Origin of the sequence: Methylomonas montana, from assembly GCF_030490285.1 — a bacterium.
In the GTDB taxonomy this organism is placed as follows: domain Bacteria; phylum Pseudomonadota; class Gammaproteobacteria; order Methylococcales; family Methylomonadaceae; genus Methylomonas; species Methylomonas montana.
On record NZ_CP129884.1, the window covers coordinates 2,587,217 to 2,611,886 of the forward strand.

A 24,670-nucleotide genomic window follows, 5' to 3' on the forward strand; every position below is an offset into this window, starting at 1 on the left:
GAAAGGAATAGTCTATCAAATATACAGAGGCGCCATGCGCCGCCAATAATGCCCTTGGTGGGCCCGTCCCTCCCATTCGTATAACTGATGCCGAATACCCTTCCGCGCCAATATTTGGCTCAAATCGTGATTATTTTGCAAAAACGGATCTTCCTTTCCGATCACCAAAGTAATTTCCATTTTGCGCAATTCGGCCAACTGCCCAGGGCAATTCAAATTGGGCAAAAAATGCGTGGGCGTATGAAAGTAGATGTTATCGTCGTAATAACCGTCAAACAGGTTTCTGAAGTATTCCACGTCCAAGGTCAGATCGAAACGGCCGGAAAATGCCACCAACTTTTTAAACAATTGCGGGTGTCTAAAAGCAATATTGGCGGCATGATAAGCGCCTAGACTGCAACCGTGGGCAATGACGCTGGGATGGGGATTTTTCAAGGCCATGAACGGCATGATTTCGTTCAGGACATAATCCTCGAAATGCATATGCCGTTGAATGCGGTCTTCCGGACGGTTCCAGAAACAGTAGAACGTCTCGTGATCGATGCTGTCCAGGCAATACAACTGCAACTGTCCGGCCTCGATTTTCGCGCGCAGACTATCGACTATCCTGAGATTTTCGTATTCGTAAAAACGGCCGTCACGAGTCGGAAAAATCAACACTTTGACACCGGCATGGCCAAAAATCAGAAACTCCATGTCTCTGCCCAAACGCGGGCTATACCAGTGGTGATATTCGCGATTCATAATTTAAAGCGATGTAACTCCAAAAAAACTTTGCAATTCCGAGATAAGCTGACGCTCTTGATCAAACTTACGCGGGTAATCGAAATGCCCGGCATCCAGCACGAACAACGATTTATCGGCCGCCCAGGCATTGTAAATCGCAAACTGTCCCGGCGGCGCGACGACCGGATCGAATAACGCTACGGCCGCATGCAAAGGCTGCCATGCATAACGTGCGGAAACAGCGGCATCGTAATATGCCAATGTGTCAAATACGTGATGATGCTGTTGACTATAAGCCTTTAACGCGGCGGCACTGCCGCTGGTCGGCAAGCTTAAGCGCAAGGGCTGATTGCCGAACGTCGGCACATTGAGATGAACCCGTTTAATCCTATCGTCCCACGGTGCGGCCAAAGCGCCGATACCGCCACCAAAACTGATGCCCATGTAGCCGATACTATCAACCATTGCCGGATAATGCTTGGCCAGTGCAGATACCGCCAACCAAAGATCCTCGACACAGCCGCCAATAATATAGTTTTTAGGATGATCGATACCGTGTACGACGTGCTGACTCGGCTGATCCGGAAAATTATCGCAGCGACTACGCGATATGCCGCGAAAGCAAGGGAACAATAATGCCGCACCAGGGATTTGCAAATGATAATCCGGCTGCTCTCTGCCGCCATAGCCATGGCCGACGACAATGCATTGGGTGATGAGTTGCGATTCCGGCTCCAACAACCAACCTGCTATCCGGATGCCATCGGTAGACTGATAACTGATGTCGTAAACCTTATACCCTGCCCGTAGGCATTGGTAATTCAAAATAAGTTGCGGCGATTGAGCGAGGGTTGCTTGGTATTTATCCCGCCAAAACAGACTGAAATCGTCCGGCTCCTGCGGTGCGGGAACACTTAACAAATCGTCAAGACTATAACCATAGCCAGGATCATAATTGTAATAATGATCGAATGAACTCACTAACGACCGGCCTGATTAAAAATGAGTGCGGCCTAATTCAGACCTAATTTCGGAAAAGAGCGTCAATCAAAAGTGGCGACTGCTGTCGCCACTCGAGAATCATATACACACAACGCGACTTGAAATCATAAAACGTTGCAGCGGTGCTTACCGCGTCAATAGTGGATATTAATCGACAATTTTAAATTTTTCCCTGGAAGCATCGACCATATCCCGTAACTCCTTTCCCGGTTTAAAATGCGGCACATGCTTCTCTGTTAAAGAGACGGAATCACCGGTTTTGGGGTTTCGTCCCAAACGAGCGGAACGATGGTGCAAGGAAAAACTGCCAAAACCTCTAATTTCTATCCTATCGCCACTTGCCAGCGTATCGCTCAAGTGGTCGACAACGCATCTGACTGCTAATTCAACATCTTTAAGCGCGAGATGAGGCTGCTTTCGTGCCAGCATCTCTATCAATTCTGATTTCGTCACATCCAGCCCTGAATAATCAAAAAAGGGTGGCATGAGTAACTCATGCCACCCTTGGAGATGGTTTTACTACTTATCCATTTGTTTAAAGATGTCGCCTAATGTCGCTGTACCGGCATTTTGTGACGAGTAATCTTTAATGGCATTTGACTCTTCTTCAACGTCTTTCGCTTTGATAGACAAAGAAATAGACTTAGTCTTTTTGTCAACACCGACAAATTTGGCTTCGATCTCGTCGCCTTCTTTCAACAAGGTACGCGCATCTTCAACGCGATCGCGTTGAATCTCGGAAGCTCGCAAATAGCCTTCGACATTGTCGGCCAAGGTAACGACAGCGCCTTTAGCATCGACTTCTTTGATGACGCCTTTGACTAAGCTGCCTTTTTCATGAACGGCAATATAGTTTTGGAAAGGATCTTGTTCCAGTTGTTTGATACCCAACGAAATACGCTCGCGCTCGGAATCGACAGCCAGAATCACAGTCTCGACTTCATCGCCTTTTTTGTAATTGCGAATGGCTTCTTCGTCGTTCTCATTCCAGGAAATATCGGACATATGAACCAAGCCGTCAATGCCGCCGTCCAGGCCGATGAAGATACCAAAATCGGTGATCGATTTGATTTTGCCTGAGATTTTGTCGCCTTTGTTATGAGTAGCGGCAAATTCATCCCATGGGTTGGAACGGCATTGTTTCATGCCCAGTGAAATACGACGACGTTCTTCGTCAATTTCCAGAACCATGACTTCAACTTCGTCGCCCAATTGGACCACTTTGGATGGGTTGACGTTTTTGTTGGTCCAGTCCATTTCGGAAACGTGCACCAAACCTTCGACACCTTCTTCGATTTCCACGAAGCAACCGTAGTCAGTCAGGTTATTAACTTTACCGAACACGCGAGTGCCGGCTGGGTAACGACGGGCGATGTTTTGCCATGGATCTTCATCCATTTGTTTCATGCCCAACGATACACGGGTTTTATCTTTATCGAATTTCAGGACTTTAACTTTAACTTCCTGACCGATTTCTACACACTCGGATGGGTGACGGACGCGGCGCCAAGCCATGTCGGTGATGTGCAACAGACCGTCGACGCCGCCCAGATCGATAAACGCACCGTAGTCGGTGAGGTTTTTAACGATACCGGTAACAATCGCGCCGTCTTGCAGCGTTTTAACCAACTCTTCGCGTTCTGCGCTGTATTCGCTTTCGACCACCGCACGACGCGACAACACGACGTTGTTACGTTTTTGGTCGATTTTGATGACTTTAAATTCCAGATCGCGATTTTCCAGGAAAGCGGTATCGCGGATAGGACGAACGTCAACCAGAGAGCCTGGCAAGAAGGCGCGCAACGCACCGACTGCGACCGTGAAACCGCCACGTACTTTGCCATTGATACGGCCAACGATGGTTTCTTGAGTTTCAAAGGCTTTTTCCAGTTCCGCCCAAGCTTTACTTTTCTTGGCTTTATCACGGGAAAGAAGAGTGGCGCCCAGGCCATCTTCAAATAAATCGAGAGCAACCTCAATTTCGTCGCCTACATTGACCTCAAGGTCGCCGTCGGCATTCAGAAATTGCCATTTTGGAATGACACCTTCTGATTTGGCTTGTGTGCTGACGATAACAAATTCGTTTTCGATATCAACAACAGTACCAATTAACATTGCGCCAGGACGCATTTCGGTCTTGGCATAACTCTCTTCAAACAACTCTGCAAAGCTTTCGCCCATCTCTACTTTCCCAAACTTGTTAAGACTCAAACAAGCTTTCTCTTCTCTGAAATTAAAAAAAGCCATCGATAATGATTCGATGACCACCATTAGTCTTAATTGACTAAATTTACTACCTGATCAATCACTTGTTGAATAGTCAAGCTGGAAGAATCGATATAATGCGCACCTTCCGGCACGGTGAGCGGAGCCGCTGCTCGCTGCTGATCGCGTAAATCGCGCTCTTCTATTTCCCGAGTGATTTGTGAAAGATTAGCATCAATTCCCTTGTCAATCAACTGTTTATATCGTCTTTCCGCCCTTTCCTCGGCGCTGGCGGTCAGATAAACCTTGATTTTGGCATCCTGAAATACCACGCTACCCATGTCCCGACCATCAGCCACCAAACCTGGAAGTCTTTGAAAATCCTTTTGTTTTTGCAATAACACAGCCCTCACATCCGGATATGCGGCGATGATGGATGCGGTATTGCCGGTGGTTTCGGTGGCCAATTGCCCGGTAATATCAATGCCGTCCAGCTTAACGATCAACTCGTCGCCGCAATCGAATTCTAACGACATGGCTTCAGCGACGCGGCAAATGGCAGCGGTGTCGGCTAAATCCAAACCAGACTTTAAAACCGCGACCGCCAGCGAACGATAAATCGAGCCGCTATCCAAATAATTCCATCCTAACAACTTTGCAACGGCACGGCTGACCGTGCCTTTACCGGCGCCACTCGGGCCGTCTATCGTCAATACCGGTACTTGCATCTTAAAAGCTCGTCAACGCTAGACCAAGTTTTGTGGCCAAGTCGCGGAACTCAGGAAATGAAGTGTTCACGTTCGCGCAATCCTTAATCGTGATCGATCCAGCAGCGCGCAAGCCGGCAATCGAAAACGACATCGCAATTCGGTGATCGCCATGAGATTCAACTTCGCCAGTGCCAATGTGGCCGCCGCCGTTAATCACCATGCCGTCCTTGGTAGGTTGAGCATCGACACCTAGAATCTGTAAACCATCAGCCATCACTTGGATACGGTCGGATTCTTTAACCCGCAATTCCTCCGCACCGGTCAATACGGTTTGGCCTTCCGCACAAGACGCTGCCACGAACAATACCGGAAACTCGTCGATAGCCAACGGTACCAGATGCTCCGGAATATGGATCCCTTTCAACTGTGCAGAACGCACACGTAAATCGGCAACCGGTTCGCCGCCTACTTCTCTTTCGTTCAATACTTCAATATCGGCACCCATCAAGCGCAAAATATCGATCACGCCGGTGCGAGTCGGATTGATACCCACGTGACGTAATGTCACATCGGAATCCGGTGCGATACTGGCGCCGACTAGAAAGAACGCCGCAGAGGAAATATCGCTAGGTACGTCGATTTGCGTTGCAGTGAGTTTGCCTTGGTTATTGATACGCGCGGTACTGCCTTCGCGTTGCACTGGATAGCCGAAACCATTCAGCATCCGCTCGGTGTGATCGCGAGTCGGCGCCGGTTCGGTGACGCTGGTTTCGCCTTCGGCATACATGCCGGCCAGCAATAAACAGGATTTGACCTGGGCGCTAGCGATAGGCATGTCGTAATGAATACCTTGCAATTTGCCGGCTTTGCCTTTGATATGCAGTGGCGCAGTACCGTTTTCTTGTGTAACGATCTCGGCACCCATCAGCGCCAACGGCGCGGTCACCCTTTTCATCGGCCGCGATTCCAGCGATTTATCGCCAGTCAACACGCTATCGAACGGCTGGCCCGCCAATAAACCGCTCAGCAAACGCATCGAGGTACCGGAATTGCCTAAATACAGAGGTTTTTCCGGCGCTTTCAAGCCGTGCTTGCCGACACCGTGTATCGTCACTTCGCCATTAACCGGCCCTTCAATCTTCACGCCCATGGCCCGGAACGCTTCCAAGGTCGAGATCGCGTCTTCTGCGTTTAAAAAACCGGTGACATGCGTGACGCCTTCCGCCAGAGAGCCCAGCATAATAGAGCGATGCGACATGGATTTATCGCCTGGCACACGGATTTCGCCGCGCAAACTACCGCCCGGCTGCACTTGAAAAGTAATGGTTTGTGACATGTTAATCTTCTTAGTCTTCTTGTTGATCGAGAAAACGCTGCCGGGCATTTCTGGCATACGTAAAGGTTTCGAATAATTGCGCAGCCTGATCGTCGACCAGCAATTGTTCAATTTTGCTTAATTCCGCTTGAAACTGGCGAATCAAGGGCACGATTTCCTGTTTATTGGCCAGACAAATGTCCTGCCACATGGTCGGATCGCTGGAAGCGATACGACTGAAATCCCTGAAACCGCCGGCGGCATATTTAAATATCTCGCGCTGTTCGTCCTTGCGCCCCAACAGGCCAACTAATGCAAAGGCCAGAATATGCGGCAAATGACTAGTCGCCGCCAATACGGTGTCATGATGTTCCACCGACATCACCGAAACGCTGGAGCCGATCTTTTCCCAAAACAGGCTGATTTTTGCCAGCGCCTGTTGATCGGTGCTTTCTAATGGCGTCAATATCAGGCGCCGATTGACAAACAAATCGACGGTCGAGGCATCGACGCCGCTACGCTCGGCACCGGCAATCGGATGCGCCAGCACAAAATTCGTCGGCACGCTGCCGAAAACCGCTTCCAGCGCCGACACCACACTGCCCTTGGTGCTGCCAGCATCGCTATAAAGGCTGTCCGGGTTCCAGTACGGTTTAATTTGTTCGAAAATGGCTCGCATGCTGCCAACTGGCGTGGCGACGATCACGTAGTCAGTATTTTGCAACGCGGCCGCGATGTCGGTGTAAAACTGGTCGATAACACCCAGTTGTTTCGCCAACTGCATATTCGGCAGATTTTTTTCCCGGCCGTATGCGACAACCTCACGGCATAAACCTTGGGCACGCGCGGCTCTGGCAATCGAACCGCCGATCAAACCGATGCCGATAATGCACAGGCGGTTAAACACCGCTCAGCACCTCGCGCAATGCTTTTATGAATATTGCGTTTTCACGTTCGGTGCCGATGCTGACCCGCAAATGCTTGGGCATTTCATAGTTGGCCACCGGCCGCACGATCACACCCTTGCGCAGCAAAGCATCGTAAATCGGCAAAGCCGGCTGCTTGACATCGACCGAGACAAAATTACCGAATGAAGGAATCCACGGCAAATCCAATTCCTTAAACGCGTCGGTCATCTGCGCCATGCCGGCATTGTTAAGCGTCACCGTCTGATTTAAATAGTCGGTATCGTCCAGCGCGGCTTCCGCTGCGGCTAAAGCCAGCATGCTGCAATTGAAAGGCTGACGAACCCGATTTAACAAATCGGCGATGTCCGGCGAAGAAATTCCGTAACCGATGCGCAATCCCGCCAGGCCGTATGCCTTGGAGAAAGTGCGAGCGATGATCAGATTCGGATATCGAATCGGCCAATCCAGCGATTCTGTTCTAGCCGCGGGATCGACAAACTCGTAGTAAGCCTCGTCTAATACGCACAACACATGAGCCGGCAAACTGGCAATGAAACTTTCCAGTTCGTCTTTATCCAGCAAGGTACCGGTCGGATTATTGGGATTGGCAATAAACACCACACGGGTGCGCTCGGTAATCTGCTCGCGCATCGCCGCTAAATCGTGGCCGTAATTTTTGGCTGGCACCACTTTGGCTTTAGCACCTACCGCTTGCGTCAAAATCGGATACAGCGCAAACGCATGCTGGGAAAACACCACTTCCAATTCCGACGTGACGAAAGTACGCATCACCAATTCCAGAATTTCACTGGAACCGTTACCCAGGGTAATTTGCTCGGGCGCCACATTTAATTTAGCGGACAGCGCTGCTTTCAACGCAAAACCGCTGCCATCGGGATAGCGGGTCAATTCCGGCAAGGCCGCTTGAATGGCGGCGGCGACTTTGGCACCGGTACCCAGAGGATTTTCGTTGGAAGCCAGTTTGATAACTTCTGCTATACCCAGTTCACGTTGCAATTCGTCGACCGGCTTACCGGGCACATAAGGCACCAGCTGTTGAACGCCGGCGATAGCAAGTTCTAAAAATTTATTCATCGATTAAAAATTAAATAACGGCTTTTGGATAAGAGCCGAGGATTTTCAACATTTTGACGTTGTTTTGCAGAGTTTCCAGCGCTTTGGCGACATCGGCATCGTCGCGATGACCTTCGATATCAATAAAAAACACGTATTCCCACAAGCCTTGGCGGGATGGCCTGGATTCGATGTGCGCCATACTGATGCCGTATTCGGCGAACGGCCCCAAAATTCTGTACAGCGCGCCCGACTGATTGCCGGTCGAAACCAGAATCGTCGTTTTATCCGCGCCGGTGGAGGCCGGTTGCTGTTTGCCGATGACGATAAAACGCGTGGTGTTATTGGATTCGTCCTCGATATGTTTTTCGAGGATATTCAATTCGTATAACTCGGCCGCCGTTAGTCCGGCAATCGCAGCTTTAGTATGATCCAAGGACGCCAATCGAGCCGCTTCGGCATTGCTGCTGACCGGGCTGCAAGGCACACCGGGCAGATAGGTATTCAGCCATTGCCGACATTGCGCCAAGGACTGTTGATGCGAATACACTTCGGTAATCCCATGCAGGGAATCCATCTTGCCCAACAGATTTTGATGGACCCGAATTTCCACTTCGCCGCAAATTTGCAAGGAGGTAGTCATAAAGCGATCCAGGGTATGCGCAATCACGCCTTCGGTGGAGTTTTCCACCGGCACCACGCCGAACTGGCAATGCCCGCTTTCCACCGCCAAAAAAATCTCAGGTATCGTCGCGGCCGGAATATCCCGCACCGCATGACCGAAATGCTTAAACGTCGCTTGCTGGCAAAATGTACCCTTGGGGCCCAAGAATGCCACTTCCAGCGGCTTTTCCAAAGCCAGACAGGCGGACATCACTTCCCGAAATAAATGGACGGCGGTATCGTCGGCCAATGGACCAGGGTTTAATTCCTTGATGCGGCGCAATACTTGCGCTTCGCGGTCCGGCCGATAAAAGCTACCGGTTTCGCCTTCGGCTTGCTTGGTTCTGGCCACTTCAATAGCGCATTGGGCACGCTGATTGATCAGCTGTAACAGTTGCTGGTCGATGCCGTCGATACGTTCACGCAGCTCCGACAAAGGAATAATTGCCGTCATATCGATACTTAGTGGCTACGTTCAAACTCTGCCATAAAATCGATTAAAGCATCGACACCGGCATCCGGCATGGCGTTGTATATGCTCGCGCGCATGCCGCCGACCGAGCGATGGCCCTGCAAGGAACCCAAGCCATTTTTCTCGGCCAGCACCAAAAACTCTTTATCCAGAGCCGCGTCGGCTAACACGAACGGCACGTTCATTCTGGAACGGTATTCCTTGAGCACAGGATTACTGTACAAGTTAGACTCGTCTATGGCTTTATATAATCTGGCGGCCTTGGCGATATTACGTTGTTCGATGGCTGCGACGCCACCCAGCTGTTTCAGCCATTGCAAAACCAGGCCGAGCAGATACCAGTTATAGGTCGCCGGCGTGTTCAACATCGAATCGCTTTTCGCCTGGGTTTCGTAATTGAACACCGACGGTACGCTCTTGGGCGCCAGACCGATCAAGTCTTCACGGACGATCACCACCGTCACGCCGGACGGCCCCATATTTTTCTGGGTTCCGGCATAAATAATGCCATACCGGCTGACATCGACCGGCCGAGACAAAATGTTGGAGGACATGTCGCAGACCAGCGGCAATGCGCCGACCTCGGGAATTGCCGAGAACTCTACGCCGTGAATGGTTTCGTTGGATGTGTAATGCAGATAGGCCGCATCGGCATCGACAGACCAGTCGCTAAAGTCCGGGATCGTGGTAAATTTACTATCTTCGGCACTGGCGACGATTTGCACGTCGCAGTATTTGCCGGCTTCCTTGATTGCGCTGGTCGACCAGGCACCGGTATTGACGTAACAAGCCTTGGCTTTACCGTTCAAAATATTCTGCGGAATCATCGCAAACTGCGCCGTGGCGCCGCCTTGCAGAAACAGCACCTTGTAGTTCGCCGGAATAGCCAGTAGCTCGATCAAATCATTTTTCATAGCTTCGGCAATCGCCATGAAATGCTTGCCGCGGTGACTCATTTCCATCACCGACATGCCGCTATCCTGCCAATTCAACATCTCTTGCTGAGCTTGCAGCAATACCGATTCCGGCAACATAGACGGACCGGCGCTAAAATTGTATATCCGTGCCATTTATTCCTCTTCTCCGCCCTGTTCGGCGCTGTCTGTTTCCACCACATCCACATCGTTTTCGTCGATATCGCCATCGACATCGTCTTCATCGCCCAGACCGTCGATACGATCAACGCCAACCACTCTTTCGCCTTTATCCAGGCGGATGACGGTAACGCCTTGAGTATTTCGACCGACCACGGAAATTTCCCTGACCCTGGTTCTGACTAATATGCCGCCGTCGGTAATCAGCATGATTTCGTCGGTATCGTTAACCAGCACCGCGCCGACCACCGCGCCGTTACGCTCGGAGGTTTGAATCGCGATCAAGCCCTGGCCGCCGCGGCGATGCTGAGTAAATTCTTCCAGCTTAGTGCGTTTGCCGTAACCGTTTTCGGTGATATTCAACACAGTGCCTTCGCTGGCGATAATCAGCGAAATTACTTTCTGACCTTCCTGCAGGCGAATGCCGCGCACACCGGTCGCTGTTCTGCCCATCGAGCGCACATCGGTTTCATTGAAGCACACCGCTTTGCCGTCGCTGCTGAACAACAACACGTTTTGCTGGCCGTCGGTAATCGCCACGCCCACCAAAGTGTCGTTTTCGTTCAGATCGATAGCGATTTTACCGTTGCTGCGCTGGCGTTCAAACTCGGTCAACGGGGTTTTCTTGACGGTGCCGGACGAAGTGGCCATGAAAATATAGTTATCTGCGCTGTATTCTCGCACCGGCAGCATCGCATTGATTTTCTCGCCTTCTTCCAGCGGCAACAGATTAACAAACGGCTTGCCGCGCGATGCCCGGCTGGCGACCGGCAGATTAAATACCCGCAACCAATAGACCTTACCCGACGACGAGAAGCACAGAATCGTGTCGTGGGTATTGGCGATGATCAGTTTTTCGACGAAATCGTTTTCCTTGGTCGCCGTCGCCGACTTGCCGCGACCGCCGCGACGTTGAGCCTTATAATCGCTCAAAGGTTGCGTTTTCACATAGCCTTCGTGCGACATGGTGACCACCATGTCTTCTTCGGTAATCAGGTCTTCCGCCGACAAATTCGAATAATCCTGAACGATTTCGGTACGGCGCGGATCGGCATATTGGCTACGAATTTCTTCCAACTCTTCGCGAATGACTTCCATCAAACGCAGGTCGCTGCCGAGGATATGCAAATATTCGTCGATCAATTCCAGCAATTGCTTGTACTCGTTGACGATTTTTTCTTGTTCCAGACCGGTCAAGCGATGCAAGCGCAAGTCCAGAATCGCCTGGGCCTGGGCTTCGGACAAGCGGTACGCACCATCGGCCAAGCCAAATTCAACGGATAAATCGTCCGGCCGCGAGCGATCCGCATCGGCTCTATCCAGCAACGCTGCCACCAAGCCGGCTTTCCAGCTTTGTGCCAACAGGCCGACTTTAGCTTCTTGCGGATTCGGCGAGGTTTTGATCAGTTCGATCATCTCGTCAATGTTAGCCAGAGCGACCGCCAGACCTTCCAAGATATGCGCCCGCTCACGCGCCTTGCGCAGGTTGTAAATCGTTCTACGGGTAACGATTTCGCGTCTATGATCAACGAACGCAGCCAGAATCTCTTTCAGATTCATACAGTGCGGGCGACCGTCCAGCAAGGCCACCATATTGATACCAAATACGGTCTGCATCTGGGTTTGCTTGTACAGATTGTTCAACACCACATCCGGCACTTCGCCGCGACGCAGTTCGATCACCATGCGCATGCCGTCCTTGTCCGACTCGTCGCGCAGACCGGAAATACCTTCCAGCTTGCCTTCCTTGACCAGCTCGGCGATTTTTTCCAGCAAACGGGCTTTGTTAACCTGATACGGCAATTCGGTGGTGATGATCGCTTGGCGGCCACTGTCGCCAATGTCTTCGAAATGGCTGCGGCCGCGCAGATAAATACGACCGCGACCGGTGGCATAGGCTTCGAAAATGCCGGAAGCACCGTTGATGATGCCGGCGGTCGGAAAATCCGGTCCCGGTACGATTTGCATTAATTCGGGAATGCTCAAATCGGGGTTTTCGATCAAGGCCAGACAGGCACTGATGACTTCGCCCAGATTATGCGGCGGGATATTAGTGGCCATACCGACCGCGATACCGGAAGAACCGTTAACCAGCAGTGTAGGCACTCTGGTTGGCATCACCGTCGGCTCGGACTCCGATTCGTCGTAGTTGGCAACGAAGTCGACAGTTTCCTTATCCAGGTCGGCCAGCAATTCGTGGGCAATTTTCGACATCCGCACTTCGGTATATCGCATCGCCGCAGGCGAGTCGCCATCCACCGAACCGAAGTTGCCTTGACCGTCAATCAGCATGTACCGCAAGGAGAACGGCTGCGCCATCCGCACCATGGTATCGTAGACCGCAGTGTCGCCGTGAGGATGGTATTTACCGATCACGTCACCGACGATACGCGCCGATTTTTTATAGGGTTTGTTCCAATCGTTTCCGAGCTCGTTCATCGCGTATAGTACGCGGCGGTGTACCGGCTTCAGGCCGTCTCTGACATCGGGAAGCGCCCTGCCGACGATGACGCTCATCGCATAATCGAGGTAGGATTGTTTCATCTCGTCTTCGAGATTGACGGGGATAATTTCTTTAGCGAAGTCTGACATGGGTCCGTGGTTCCAGTGCAGTCGAAAGCTTATCGATCGACGGGTTAGCCTGAAGCATCAATTCCTTTTACGCAGTGCTAACAGGTTTATAAAGCCGTCGATTATAGCAAACGCCACCTGCTGGCGTCAGGCAAAAATCTCGCTCAAAAAGTTTTGCATGGCTTGCCAAGACCGGCGATCGGCAAACGTTTGATAAACCGTGCCGAAATCCGGATTATTGGCGACCGGGTTGGTAAATGCATGCATGGTATGACCGTACACATGAACCTGCCAATCAGCGCCGGCCCTGGTCAATTCGTTCTGTAACGCAATCACCTGATCCACCGGCCCCATCGGGTCATCGTAGCCGTGCAACACCAGGACTTTGGCCTTGATTTGAGGATTGCTAAGATTATCCGGCGCTCCAAGCAATCCGTGAAATGCCACCACGCCGCGAATATCGACGCCCGTGCGAGCCAAATCCAGCGCACACAGGCCACCGAAACAAAATCCGATTGCCGCTACCCTATCGTTATCGGCCCACGGCATCAATTTGACGGTCGCCAAGGCTGCGAGCAAACGCTGCTGTAATTTGGCCCGGTCGTCAATAAACGGTTGCATCAACCCCGCATTTTCCTCGGGACTTTTACCCAAAACACCCTTGCCGTACATATCAGTGGCAAAAGCCAGATAGCCCAATTCTGCCAGCTTGATTGCCTTATCGGCGACAAACTGATCTCGCCCGCCCCAGGCGTGATGAATCAAGACTACCGGACGCTGGCCGGCTATCGCATCATCATAGGCGAAAAAGCCTTCCAGCACTGTATCGCCATCGAGATAGGCGACCGTATTCGAGACTATTGCCATACACCTTTTCTCATTGTTTCAATCATAGTTCGCCGGTGCGCTGTAGCGCTTGCAAGAAACCTTCCGACGCTTGCTCAACCATATCCAATACTCGTTCGAAACCATAACTACCGCCGTAGTAAGGATCCGGCACCTCGCGTTGATTCAGATGCGGCGCATAGTCCAGAAAATGGCGGATTTTATGATTCAAATCGGCCGGACAGACCTCTGTCAATATCGCGTGGTTATCGTCGTCCATTACCAATATATGATCAAACGCTTCGAAGTCTGTCGATACAACTTTACGCGCCCGCAGATGTTTTAGCTCAACACCTCTATCGCGAGCCGCTTTTTGCGCACGCAGGTCAGGGGCATCACCAATATGATAAGCATGAGTGCCAGCAGAATCGATTTGAAAGTGTTCGGACAGGTTTTTTGTAGTGACCAAATGGGTAAAAACCCCCTCCGCAGTAGGCGATCGACAGATATTGCCCATGCAGACAAAGAGAACCTTTATTTTATTCATAAATAACAATGGCTTATATTATAAAAATCATAAAAAATTACTAACTTAAACGGCTTATTTCACGCTAACAAAAACAAACACTTATGCTTTTATTTTGGGGAAAGATTCCCCAAGTTCAAAATAATTATACTGCGTGCAGGTATCAGCGGTAACGCAAAAAAATTGCGCTTTTATAGTCCCGCAAAATAAAGCGCCCTAGCCCACACATCATTAGAGTAGTCATCGTGCGTGGAGCCCTTGTCGATACCATCCAGCGTGCAAACGTTATTCGCCCCGAAATTATAGGCGGCGACCGCGCCTTGCAGCTGCCTGGCCTCAGGCCAGGATGTATGATTTCGCCTGATCTTTGCTAAGTTATCATGAATGATTTCTGCTGCCTGGTTGATATGTTGCTGGCTTCGCGGATCGGGGCGGCCTAAAACCGTATGGCTGCGGTGGTCGATCTGCATGATGCCGAATGCTCGGCCTAAATCACCCCAGCCAGTATCGTCTAATAGCCAACCAACACGGCTTTCCCGGCTCGCAATGCCGATCAACAGCGCCGGCGGCAGATTGAATTCGTCGGCAGCTTGCAAAAAACTATCGGCAATCAACAGTGCCCTGCAGCCGTCCATCTCCGCTAAATGTCTGGAATATTCAACACCGCTAAGCCTGGACCCCTTCCTGGTTAAATCGCCGGCGCCAGTTGGGCTGTATTCAAACAAAATCCCATTGCATTCACTGTTGCCGATCATTCCGAGTAATCCCCATTAATCAGCTTATGTTTCACTTTGTCCAGAAGCCAATTTATCTTGGGGCCATTGGCTGATGAACTGGCTAAAAAAAGATTTCCGTCATTATCGTAGCCAATTACGATAACGCTGGTCAGATGCCCTTGCGCCCCTATCAGAACCTGATCAGGATCGATGTCGTGGCGAGTATTGCCAGAAAAATTTAATACATCCCCCATGCTACCTCCTAAACCCAAACACCAGCGCCGCCGGGTTTTCTGTTCTGCCCTCGTTCAATGCTTCCGCGCCGGTGATGGTGCGATTCACCTGGGCGGAAGGCAAGCCGCTGATGTCGCCAATCACATTGATGGCGGCCTTCCGGAAAGCTTCATCGAATTCGCCTTGATGCGCCTGGCCGGCCAGCTTGATGCTATCGGCAATTAATCGTAGTCCGGCCGGACCTTGATATTCCCGGCCCATATCATTAGCGCCGGTCACGGTTTTAACAGCGTCGGAAAATTCCCGCACAACCACCATCAAGCCCATCAGGTAATCGATTTGCTGAGCCAATAGTTTTTTGCTTAATTCCTCCCAGTCATCATCGCCGCCGCCCGGTGTTAGCGCCTCTTTCAAGAAAAACCCCAATACCGGCGGCACCGAATACAGCATTAGATAATCCGCCGCCAACTTGGCCCTTTTCTTCTCGGTCATGGTTTGCGCCACGCCCAGGTTAAAGGCAGTATTCATAAAGCTGTAAAAAACGGTAAACAGTTTTTGCGCCGGTCCGCCGCGCTCGATTGCCGACAGGTCTTTTGTCTGTCCGCCGCCCTGCGCATCGATTACCGCCTGGTCAGCCAAGGCAATCGCCCTGTCCTCTTCGTTCAGATCGGCAATCGCCTTCTCATAGGCACCCAGCCAGGTCGGCACGTCGACCAGCTGCTGAGCTTTCATCATCAAGAAAAACGTACCGGATCGAATGGCGGCTTCGGTGGACGTCTCATCCTGCACCCGGTTGCGCAGTTCGTTCAGTTCCCGGAAGCGAGTACGGGAACGATTACGCATAAATTCCGACTTGTCGGTCACTTCGCGCAATGATCCCTTCGGATCGCCGATAAACTGGGAAATGCCGCGCCCCATCCACGGCGCCCCTACCCGGACAATCGATTGAGTAAACCCCAGCACCTGCATGGCAGCCGACATGGCATTAAAACCCAGTCCCGCGGCGCTAATGCCTTGGCGCAATTTACCAAGGGCAATCTCGCCGGCATTGGTCGCCGCCTGATCGCCGCCAGCAATATCCTGCTCCCAGCTTTTAAACTGTCTCACCGCTTCCGGGCCGTAATGGCCGCGAATCGCCTGGTCGATGGATCTCGATTTCATCAGCTTATTCATATCAATCAGCCATTCGTGCCAGGCTAAATCGTGAATCACTTCATTGATGCCCGCATACACGCCAGATAGCGAATACAGTAAGGGCCGGCCTAAAATAGCTTCTTCCCGATTCTTGGTAAAACTGCGGCGGGTCGTGGCCGAGCTGTAAGCGCCTTGCATCTGTCGCTTGGCTTCTTCGGCATCGGCATGTTGTTCGGCCCGCTGACTGGCAAGCGGATCGTATTTGATCGGGTAATAACCGCCCGTCAAGCGCAACTCGACAGGCTCGCCGGCGGCGGTTTTGGTTTGCACGATGACCGGCTTGGGTTCTACCCAGTTCGGTTCCTTGCCGTAAACCCGACGCTCCTTGGCGCCGATCTCTGGCCGATACGTATCGAAATAGTCCCAGATGCGTTGTACGGCCTGCCACTCTTCGGCCGTCAAGGTTTGCAGCACCGGTGTAATTTGCTCGATGGTCCAGCCTTCACCGCCCAACAGGCGCTGCAGGTTGCCATCGTTGCCGGTATTCAATGCCATGGCCAGGCGCATTTCTCGATTTAACGCACGATTGATGCTGGGGAAATACATGCCCTTGCCGCCCATCTTGCCCATCTTGAATATCGGTTCCAGGATGGCGGTCAGTTTCTCGGTAGCGTCAGCGCGGCGGGTGGTTTCGTATTCGCTACGCTCGTTCGCGCTCCGGATGAAATATTCCCACACCGAGCCGCCATCCTGCCCACCATCCAAAATCCGCGCCCAAGTAGCTGCTTTCACATGCGAGGCGTAAAAGTTTTTAATCCCTTGCAGTAGGCGGCCGCTGTTAGTGGTCGGCGTGCGGGTATCAGCAATGCGGGTACCAGCATGCTCGATGATGCTGCCAGCAATTTCCTGTTTCACTTCCTCGAAGTTGCGGTTTTTCTTGGCGGTCAATAGCGTGTTTTTCAATCGCCCCAAGTGCTCGATTTGCTTGATGGTATCTACCAGGCCGCGAAACTCTTCGACCGTCATGTCCTTATAGGAAATCTTGCTGGCCTCATTCAGCAGCTCCAGCGGAATATCAGGCTCATAACCCTGTTCTTTTTGGGATTCCGCCCACTGCGACAACGATTTGCGTTTATCCAATACCTTGTTGGTCATCTTGCGCAAGTCAAAGCGCTCCAGCTCCCGATAAATCTGGTCTTTGTATTCCGGATCGATCTTGTTATTGTCGGTTTCCAGTTTCCGGAAATAGCGCAAACCGGCCTCGACATCGTCTTGCGCCTGATAGGCGGCGCGGGTGGCTTGCACATTGATGATCTGGTTGCGCTTTTCGGCTGCGGCAATATCCAGCTTGCCGGCCTTCTCGGCAGCGGCGGCGGCTTTGGCGGCCCGCACTTCCGCTCGGGCAAATTGCGACGGCGAAATATCGCGCACCTTGACCCGAGACACCATGCTTTCGGCAAATTCCTTGGCCGCGCTGCCCAATAGCCGCAAGGAGCCCGTAGCCTTGGCTAGCGCATTAGCTTCGGTCGTGATAAACCGCGCTCGCACCTCGTTATGAATCGCCATATCCGCTGCGCGCTGGATCGCGTCAGGTGTCGATAAATCGCCGTAGTTTTGCAGCATGCGTTCATCGGTCAGGCGCTCGATCTCGTCTTTGGGCGTCGGTGCATCGGCCAGTTTCTTGACCAGCTCGTCGCCGGACGAAAAGCCGAACAGCTCCGCGACAATGTCCGGATGCAACCCATCCTTAGCGGTCATTTTCAGATCGACCAGGCGATTCACCACCGCATCTGGAATATCGAACAGCGCTTTCAGCGATGCATACTCGATACGGCCGGCATTCAAGCCGGATGGGTTAATGACCTGTTCGCCGGCCTTGCCTTCTTCGGCGAACAGGTCGGCACCAAAGCCCAGCGAATACTGCGCCTGGCCGCGTAATTCCGCGTCGAATTTATCCTCAAACTCACGCAAATCGTATTTACCGTTGGAATCAGTTGTCAGATAGCCTTCATCGAGCAGCTTTTCCGCCATCGCCTCGATCGACAAGCCCCCTTCCTTGCGTACCAAAGGCTTGCCGAAAACCGGTACCGGCGAACGGCCAGGTTGATCCCAGTTCCACTCGCTTTCCAATTGTTGCCTATCCAAGCCCCCGAGTTTCGCGATAGCGGTAAATAACGAATCTTGTGTACCATCGACTTTACCAGGATCTGAACCAGGCTTTTTATCGGTGGCCAGCTTATCGTCGGTGGTGATCTTGCCGGTTAAAAACTTCCAGGCTCGATAAACTGGCTGTTTCAAAACGGCTATCCGCACTTCCGCCCTAACCTCTCGCCGCAATTCATCATGTTGTCGCTGTAGTTTTTTCAGCTCCCGGTTGCGGGCATTTTGCAGCCACTGCATATCCCGCAAGCCTTTCAATGCCAATTGTTCCATCGCTATGCTGGTGGCTTCCTGCCCGGCGGCTTGATAGTCGGCATACTCTTCGGGCGTCATGCCAGACTTCGCCTGGTCGGCAAATAACGGCATCATCGATCGCGCTTGTTGGGCCAGTTTGATTTCGGCATCAGTCGCCAGCATCCGGTCGAACACCTGGCGCACTTCGTCGGTCAGCTCGATGTCTTTAAAATGGTCGCGGACGTGCTCATACACTTTTTTCATCCACTGCCGAAAGCTGGCAAAGATGCGGGCCAATTGCAGGCTGGGGGCATTGCCTTCAAACAGGTATTTTTCAAAGCCCTCGGCAAACTGCTCGTGATAGCTGCGCTTCTGCTCGAAGTCCAGGTTGTACCATTCCTCGATCGACTCCAGCCCAAACCAATGCAACAAGGCGTCGGTATCGTCCATCAGTTGCTTTTGCGCCGCCGTGGTGCCGACCAGGTCATCTTCCTTGCGTAGATTGGCCGCCAGGTCGAACTGCATCTCTAAAAAGAAATGACCGGATTCATGCAAGAAGGTAGACAAATCCGCTTTGTCCAGGAGCGTGATGGTACGGGTGGCGGGATTAAACGCGCCTCTGTGGCTATCAGTACCCTGATTGAAGGTGTCACGGCTAAACGATAAGCCCACGTCGGCGCGTGAATCGAAGGTTTCGCCATTCTTGTCCAGCACGTCTAGCACGCGCACCTGATTGCTGTTGAAGAAGCCGGCCAGATTCATTACCGCGTTGCTGGTCATGTCGCCCTGGTTGACAATAATCGCGGCGGCGGCGTTCGCCATCGATAAGCCACGGTGCAAGGCATCCATGCGGCCATCGGTGCGCAAGGTTTCCGACTCGGCGGATTTCAGCGGAATGAATGCCACCGGCGTGTTCTGGTTGTCCATCAGCATTACGCCGGATTCGCCGTTCGATAACGCCCTGGCGCTAGTCTTGGCCTGATCAGGCGCATTGATTGCCGAGCCGATCTTATCTTCCTGGCTGTAAATGCGCTCGACCACCGGTACCGAGACGCCGGCGGCTGGCTTGCTTGTCACGCCTTTGACATCGTCGCCACCATCTTCGGATTGATACACCCATTGCCGGCCATCGCCTTCCTTACCGGCAATGGCAAAAAAGCCGCGCGGCGCGATCTCGCTGCCCCTAAACACGTCGGTCAGCTTTTTGTTCATTTTCCGGTCGGCGTCGCTGAATGCGTTGATGCCGCTGGGATGGTTATGCGCAAACCAGATATTGGCGGCGCCATTGATGCGAAACGCCTCGCCGGCGACGGTGGCGGTATAAACTGAGGCTTCACCAATCGCGCCTTTAAACGCGCCGACAATGGCCAACGGTTTTCCGGCCTGGTCTGTCACCAGCGCGTCAAAGCGTTCGACCGCGCTTTTAGATAAGTAAGCTAAGGCTTGGGCGGCTTGTTCGGGGGAGTTGACGCTATCAGTGCCCAATTCTCGGGTATTTTCTTGGACAATTTGGGTGCGGGTACCGTAGGCGCCTTCTGGGGTGTCGTCGCGCGATAATCCGCCTCCGGCTGCGGCGGCGGTGGCTCCAGTCGTTCCGGTTTCGGCCGGTAGGTCAAATAGATCAAGTGTGTAGTCATCGCGTTTTGCTCGTTGATAATACAGCGGATTTTGATCTAAACTATCGCTGGAATCTGGGGGGTCTGCCTTGACCTCGGAGAGGTTATTGGGAAGGCGGGAGTCCCCACCCGCGGGCATGAAGCCAGATTCCGCTTTTTCTCGTGTGTTAGATTTAAACCACGTCGCCATTTTCTTGGCATCGTCCCTGAATAACCCTTTTAACACCAAGCGTTTGCCGTGTCTACCGCTGTTCAGCAACTCGAACACCGCGCCCAATGCTTTACCGTCTTCCAGATTACGAACCAGCGTAATGCGCTCGCCCTGGGCTCCGCGTTGCTCGATGCTGCGTCCCGCTAAATCATGATTACCCAGTAACGAAAAGGCATCATCCCAATCCTGGGCCGTCGTATCAGGATGGTCGCGCATGTCCGACTTTACGTCGCTACCATAAGCCAATACTCTGGCACCTGATATGTCTAACCCAGTCGCATCGATCACTTTGCCGCCGTCTTCCACAATGCCCAGCCTCGAGACTAATGCCGTATCGTCTGGATGGCCTTTGATATGTTCAGACATCTGGGACAACGATCCCTCGAATTGCTTGGCGGCTTGATCTAAAACAGCACCGCTTATTCCGCTTGCTTTCACTTGCAGCGGATAACGCTGAAAAAGTTCTTCCGGCATCATGCCGAACTTGTTGGCCTGCACCGCATAAAACTGGGAAATCAGCGTCGCGTCGTGGTCGTTCACTTTATCGGTAAACCGTGAAATGCCAGCCAACTGCTGTTTGATGGTGTCCTTCACGGCCAACATTGATGCCTGAAAACTGTCATCGGCCTGCTTGTGGCTCAAAGCCCGCGCGACTTCGGCTTGTAGTTCCTCGGCGTGGTTATCCATATACTGCTTGGCGCCGGCGCGGCTGAACTCTTCGCCCTCGATGCGGATATGGTCGACCAGGGGCTGGGCGTACTGCGTCGCGGCGATCTTGCTCACGTAATCGCTCATCGGAATCTTGATCTCGCCGCCGGTCGCTAAAGCGGTCGGCAACTGTCGGGCGATATCGGGCAACACGCTGGCCACCTGTTCGGCAATGCCGGATTGGGCAAAGCTCTTGGCATCGATGTAGATATTCTCCGCCGGACTGTCGGCCAGCGCCTCATCGATGAAACTTTTCATCGCCTCCGGATCGCGCTGCATCACTTTGCTGGCCGCTGCGAGCTGATTGATGTGCTCAACGGTGGCGGCCTGCTGCTCGGCTCGGTCGGCCTGTTGCTGATTGCGGCCGGCCAGCGCTTGGGCTGTTTTGGCAAGCGACACCATGCCTCCCTGGCCGACGATAGTGGCAATGGCCGTTTGGATCGCGGCATCGGGCCTGGCATCGGTATAGTCTTTTAAGGTCGCGTCCGGATTCAATACCGACCACTCGTTAAAATCCTGCAATACGGTCGCCGCTTGTTCGCCGACCATTTCCGGCAAGATCTGGTTAGTCAGGGTTTTCATCAGCGACGAGCCGACTTTCAAATCCTTAAACAACAGATTCATGCCGGTTTGCTCGGTAGCGTACTCGATCGCGGCATCGGCGGCGCCATAGACGGCCGCCTGTGCAGGTTCGATACCCTTATCTCTCGCCTTGCCATAGGATTGGCCGCCGGTGTTGGCCGCCATAGTGGTCAGCGCCAGATTGGGATTGTCGGTGATCAAAGCCAGCGGTAGCGTCAAAGCGTTTTGCGTCAACGATTGCAAACCGGCATGCCAACCCGCCTCAAGATTTCCATCCGATTTCGGCATTAAATATTCTCGCCAGTCGCGTTGGCTTTGGCGAATATTTCGGAAAGCCTGGGCAACCGGGGCGCCAATATCCACTGGCAATATGCCGGCATCGGCTATGGGGCCCGTCACATATTTACTCAGCAACTCGGCGCCGGCTTCGGCCTGCCCCGCTACCCCTTCCGAAAATCCGTAAACCCCGGACGCCAACGCCTGGTTATTGTTCTTCCAAAAGCCTAACACCTGCTCAAAGGCGCTTAGGTTGTCGATGTCATCATGGGCAATTTTTGCCTTTTCAATATCCGATAATAACGCGGCGGTAGCCGGTGTCACTTTCGCCAGCGTGTCAAAGTCGATGCTACCCATTTTATCCTGGCGCTTCATCTCGTTCGGCTGATTAAAGACGGTATCCACGGGCACACCTGTTCTAGCCGCAATCTGCTTCGCCTCGGCGTAGGCGTCCGGGTTAGTGTCAGCGGCAACCATCACACCTAAACGGGCAGAAGTCGCTTTATTGGGTTGTAAGCTAGCAGCGACCGCTGCATCGAAATCAATCTCTTCCTGATTCATTTTTTAACCGTGGTTTGTGTAGACCAATAAGCATTTAAGATTTGTGCATCGGTCGGATCATTGATGCCCTGGCGCTTGAATGCGGCCTTGATGCCGGTCTGTATTTCGCCTGGCAAATCGCTGGCTTTCATATTCAATAGCGTGCCTGATGAATTGCTCCAGAATCCCTTAAAGGCATAGTTTTTCGCAAACAACGCATCCAGATGTTGAGCTACTTCGGTATCTGTAAATTTCTTGCCGGCTTCCATTTGCGCCGCCATAAAATAATTATTTACAAACTGTCGAATGCCGCCGACACGGTTCGCCAAATCCTTTTGTAGCGTGTCTGATGGGCTTGGGTCGGTGCCCAGCATTCGCAATCTATTATCCAGCTCGGTTTTAATGGCGGTACTGTTGAGCTCGCCTGGCCCGTTACTGGCTGTATTGCCTTTTGCCTTCTGGCGTTCATTAGCGAAATGCTTAAAATCTGATTCGGATAAATCTGCGCGCAGCCCGTAAAACTCATCATCGCTTAATTTGGAAAGCTCTTCGGGATGATTGGTGAGTTTGTTGTATAACCATAAGCTGCTAGTGTCCTCGCCTTTCGCGATTTTCTGACCGAAATTCATTAGGTTGTCGACTTCCTTAGGCGGGATGGCCGCGCGAACTTGGACCGGCAGCGCGGAATATTTGCCGCCGTTTTGCAGCAACTGGCGCATGGCTTCCGCCGTGCTTTCCTCTTCACGTTGCTTGATGGCCTTGGTTTGCTCTTCGTACTGGTTGGTCACTTCGGCCAGTACTTGTTTACGCAGATCAGGTGAGGCATTGGGACCGATGTGTTCCAGAGCAGTCGCATGAGCATCGGCCAATGTGGGCCGTTGATACTGGCCTTCTCCGGCAGCGTAGGCGTTCATGTTATTGGTCACGTAGGCTTGGGTTTCTTTCGGCAAGTACGACAGCCAATTGCCGCCTTCTTTGCTGGCCTGGTCGATCGCCTCTTTAGTGGCGCCTGGGCCAGCGTTATAAGCGGCATAGGCCATGCCCAAATCGCCGCGAAAAGTTTTCAATTGCTGATTGAAATAAGCCGCGCCCAACGCTTTGTTGTATTCCGGATCGATCTTAAAACGATTTTCGTCCCATGCCAGCCCGGCCAGTTTCGCCGCTTCCGGCCCGGTGGCTGGCATCACTTGAGCAATGCCGACCGCGCCTTTTGGGCTGGTAACCGGGGTTTGCGTGCCAGGCACAAAATGATTACCGCCCGATTCAGCCTTGAATAAAATATTCAACGCTCGATCACCATCAGAGGTTTGCATGCGAGGGTAAATGGCAGACATCACATTTTGAGCCATCCCAAACGACGCGCGGGCGTCTTGTTCCTTGGTGATGGTCTGGTATGCCTTTAACATGTCGTTGGTGTCCATATCCGGCGCGAAATCGTGCAGGATTTTGGTCGCGCTGGCATGGTCGTTTTGTGCCAAGGCAGATTGAATCGCCCCGTTTAGCGCATCGGACTTGTGCTTTTGTGCCTGAGACGCGCCATATTCCTCACCAAAGCCTTCCAGCTTTCCAAGATCCACGCTGGCGGTGTGGATGGCATCCAATGACTGACGCACCAACTCCGGGTTGTTGTAGTTTAGGCCGATGGTTTTCTGGCTGGTGTCGATCGTCGCCAGTCCAACGCCACGCTGATAGACCCGATATTGTTCGGCTTCATGCTGTAGCAGCTGGCCGCGCGTGTGCGCGATAGCCGTTTGAGCGTGTTGGGCGAATAAGCGCTTTTGTTCATCATTCCCCAAGGTGTCAGCGATTTCGCCAAAAGCATGATCCAGGTCGGTGACGACATTGTCTGTCAATGGGATGCTGTTTTGCTGGGTAAACACGTCGGCACCGCGCACATTGAGCGCACCATTCTGTCCAAACAGCCTATCCTGCCGGCGCGTTTCGAACTGGTTCAGGGCGTCTTGCACACGGGTGCGGTTGGCTTCCTGCTCTTCGCGCAATAGCAACGTCATAGCGGCACGACCCATGTCTTGAACCGCCGCCGCCGACTGTTTCAAAAAAACCTGTTCGGTACCGCCCAAAAAATTACTGGCGTCAGTCTGAATGTTTTGCCGCACGCCAGGCAATTCGCCAGGGCCAACCTGCCGGTTATACTCAGGAACTCGCAT

General features: G+C 52.5%; 17 protein-coding genes. All 17 read right to left on the minus strand.

Going from position 1 to position 24,670, the window contains the following annotated elements; genetic code table 11:
• Positions 1 to 15: 15 nt before the first annotated feature.
• The 17 genes from QZJ86_RS11955 to QZJ86_RS12035 all read right to left on the minus strand — a co-directional run bounded on the left by QZJ86_RS11955 (position 16) and on the right by QZJ86_RS12035 (position 24,670).
• Positions 16 to 744: an esterase family protein gene (locus QZJ86_RS11955; RefSeq protein WP_301670641.1), complete on the minus strand. Its 729-nt coding sequence runs from the start codon at positions 742 to 744 to the stop codon at positions 16 to 18.
• 3 nt (positions 745 to 747) lie between these two features.
• Positions 748 to 1,707 carry an acetylxylan esterase gene (locus QZJ86_RS11960; RefSeq protein WP_301670642.1) on the minus strand — a complete coding sequence of 320 codons (960 nt, stop codon included), beginning with the start codon at positions 1,705 to 1,707 and terminating at the stop codon, positions 748 to 750.
• A 168-nt stretch (positions 1,708 to 1,875) separates the two neighbouring features.
• Entirely contained in the window at positions 1,876 to 2,181 is a 306-nt protein-coding gene (locus tag QZJ86_RS11965) for an integration host factor subunit beta (RefSeq protein WP_033193988.1), read from the minus strand.
• A gap of 66 nt (positions 2,182 to 2,247) precedes the next feature.
• Entirely contained in the window at positions 2,248 to 3,909 is a 1,662-nt protein-coding gene (gene rpsA / locus QZJ86_RS11970; protein ID WP_301670643.1) for a 30S ribosomal protein S1, read from the minus strand.
• 95 nt (positions 3,910 to 4,004) lie between these two features.
• Positions 4,005 to 4,661: a (d)CMP kinase gene (gene cmk / locus QZJ86_RS11975; RefSeq protein WP_301670644.1), complete on the minus strand. Its 657-nt coding sequence runs from the start codon at positions 4,659 to 4,661 to the stop codon at positions 4,005 to 4,007.
• 1 nt (position 4,662) lies between these two features.
• Positions 4,663 to 5,979, minus strand: coding sequence for a 3-phosphoshikimate 1-carboxyvinyltransferase (gene aroA, locus QZJ86_RS11980; RefSeq protein ID WP_301670645.1), 1,317 nt, complete (start codon positions 5,977 to 5,979; stop codon positions 4,663 to 4,665).
• 10 nt (positions 5,980 to 5,989) lie between these two features.
• Entirely contained in the window at positions 5,990 to 6,865 is an 876-nt protein-coding gene (locus tag QZJ86_RS11985) for a prephenate dehydrogenase (RefSeq protein ID WP_301670647.1), read from the minus strand.
• Positions 6,858 to 7,961, minus strand: coding sequence for a histidinol-phosphate transaminase (gene hisC / locus QZJ86_RS11990; RefSeq protein ID WP_301670648.1), 1,104 nt, complete (start codon positions 7,959 to 7,961; stop codon positions 6,858 to 6,860). The genes QZJ86_RS11985 and hisC overlap by 8 nt, the downstream gene beginning before the upstream one ends.
• A 10-nt stretch (positions 7,962 to 7,971) precedes the next feature.
• A complete protein-coding gene (pheA, locus tag QZJ86_RS11995; RefSeq protein ID WP_301670650.1) occupies positions 7,972 to 9,057 on the minus strand; it encodes a prephenate dehydratase in 1,086 nt (361 codons plus the stop codon).
• An 8-nt stretch (positions 9,058 to 9,065) separates the two neighbouring features.
• Positions 9,066 to 10,145 (minus strand): 3-phosphoserine/phosphohydroxythreonine transaminase, encoded by a 1,080-nt coding sequence (serC, locus tag QZJ86_RS12000; protein WP_301670651.1) that lies wholly within the window; start codon positions 10,143 to 10,145, stop codon positions 9,066 to 9,068.
• On the minus strand, positions 10,146 to 12,761 hold the full coding sequence (gene gyrA / locus QZJ86_RS12005) for a DNA gyrase subunit A (protein WP_301670652.1): 2,616 nt from the start codon (positions 12,759 to 12,761) through the stop codon (positions 10,146 to 10,148).
• 126 nt (positions 12,762 to 12,887) lie between these two features.
• Positions 12,888 to 13,607, minus strand: a complete 720-nt coding sequence (locus QZJ86_RS12010; protein ID WP_301670653.1) for a dienelactone hydrolase family protein — start codon at positions 13,605 to 13,607, stop codon at positions 12,888 to 12,890.
• Positions 13,608 to 13,629: 22 nt separating this feature from the next.
• A complete protein-coding gene (locus tag QZJ86_RS12015; RefSeq protein ID WP_301670654.1) occupies positions 13,630 to 14,112 on the minus strand; it encodes a low molecular weight protein-tyrosine-phosphatase in 483 nt (160 codons plus the stop codon).
• Positions 14,113 to 14,282: 170 nt separating this feature from the next.
• Entirely contained in the window at positions 14,283 to 14,705 is a 423-nt protein-coding gene (locus QZJ86_RS12020; RefSeq protein ID WP_301670655.1) for a transglycosylase SLT domain-containing protein, read from the minus strand.
• A 137-nt stretch (positions 14,706 to 14,842) separates the two neighbouring features.
• Positions 14,843 to 15,061, minus strand: a complete 219-nt coding sequence (locus QZJ86_RS12025; protein WP_301670656.1) for a hypothetical protein — start codon at positions 15,059 to 15,061, stop codon at positions 14,843 to 14,845.
• Position 15,062: 1 nt separating this feature from the next.
• Complete coding sequence (locus tag QZJ86_RS12030) at positions 15,063 to 22,523, minus strand: JAB domain-containing protein (protein WP_301670657.1); 7,461 nt, start codon at positions 22,521 to 22,523, stop codon at positions 15,063 to 15,065.
• Positions 22,520 to 24,670 (minus strand): transglycosylase SLT domain-containing protein, encoded by a 2,151-nt coding sequence (locus tag QZJ86_RS12035; RefSeq protein ID WP_301670658.1) that lies wholly within the window; start codon positions 24,668 to 24,670, stop codon positions 22,520 to 22,522. The genes QZJ86_RS12030 and QZJ86_RS12035 overlap by 4 nt, the downstream gene beginning before the upstream one ends.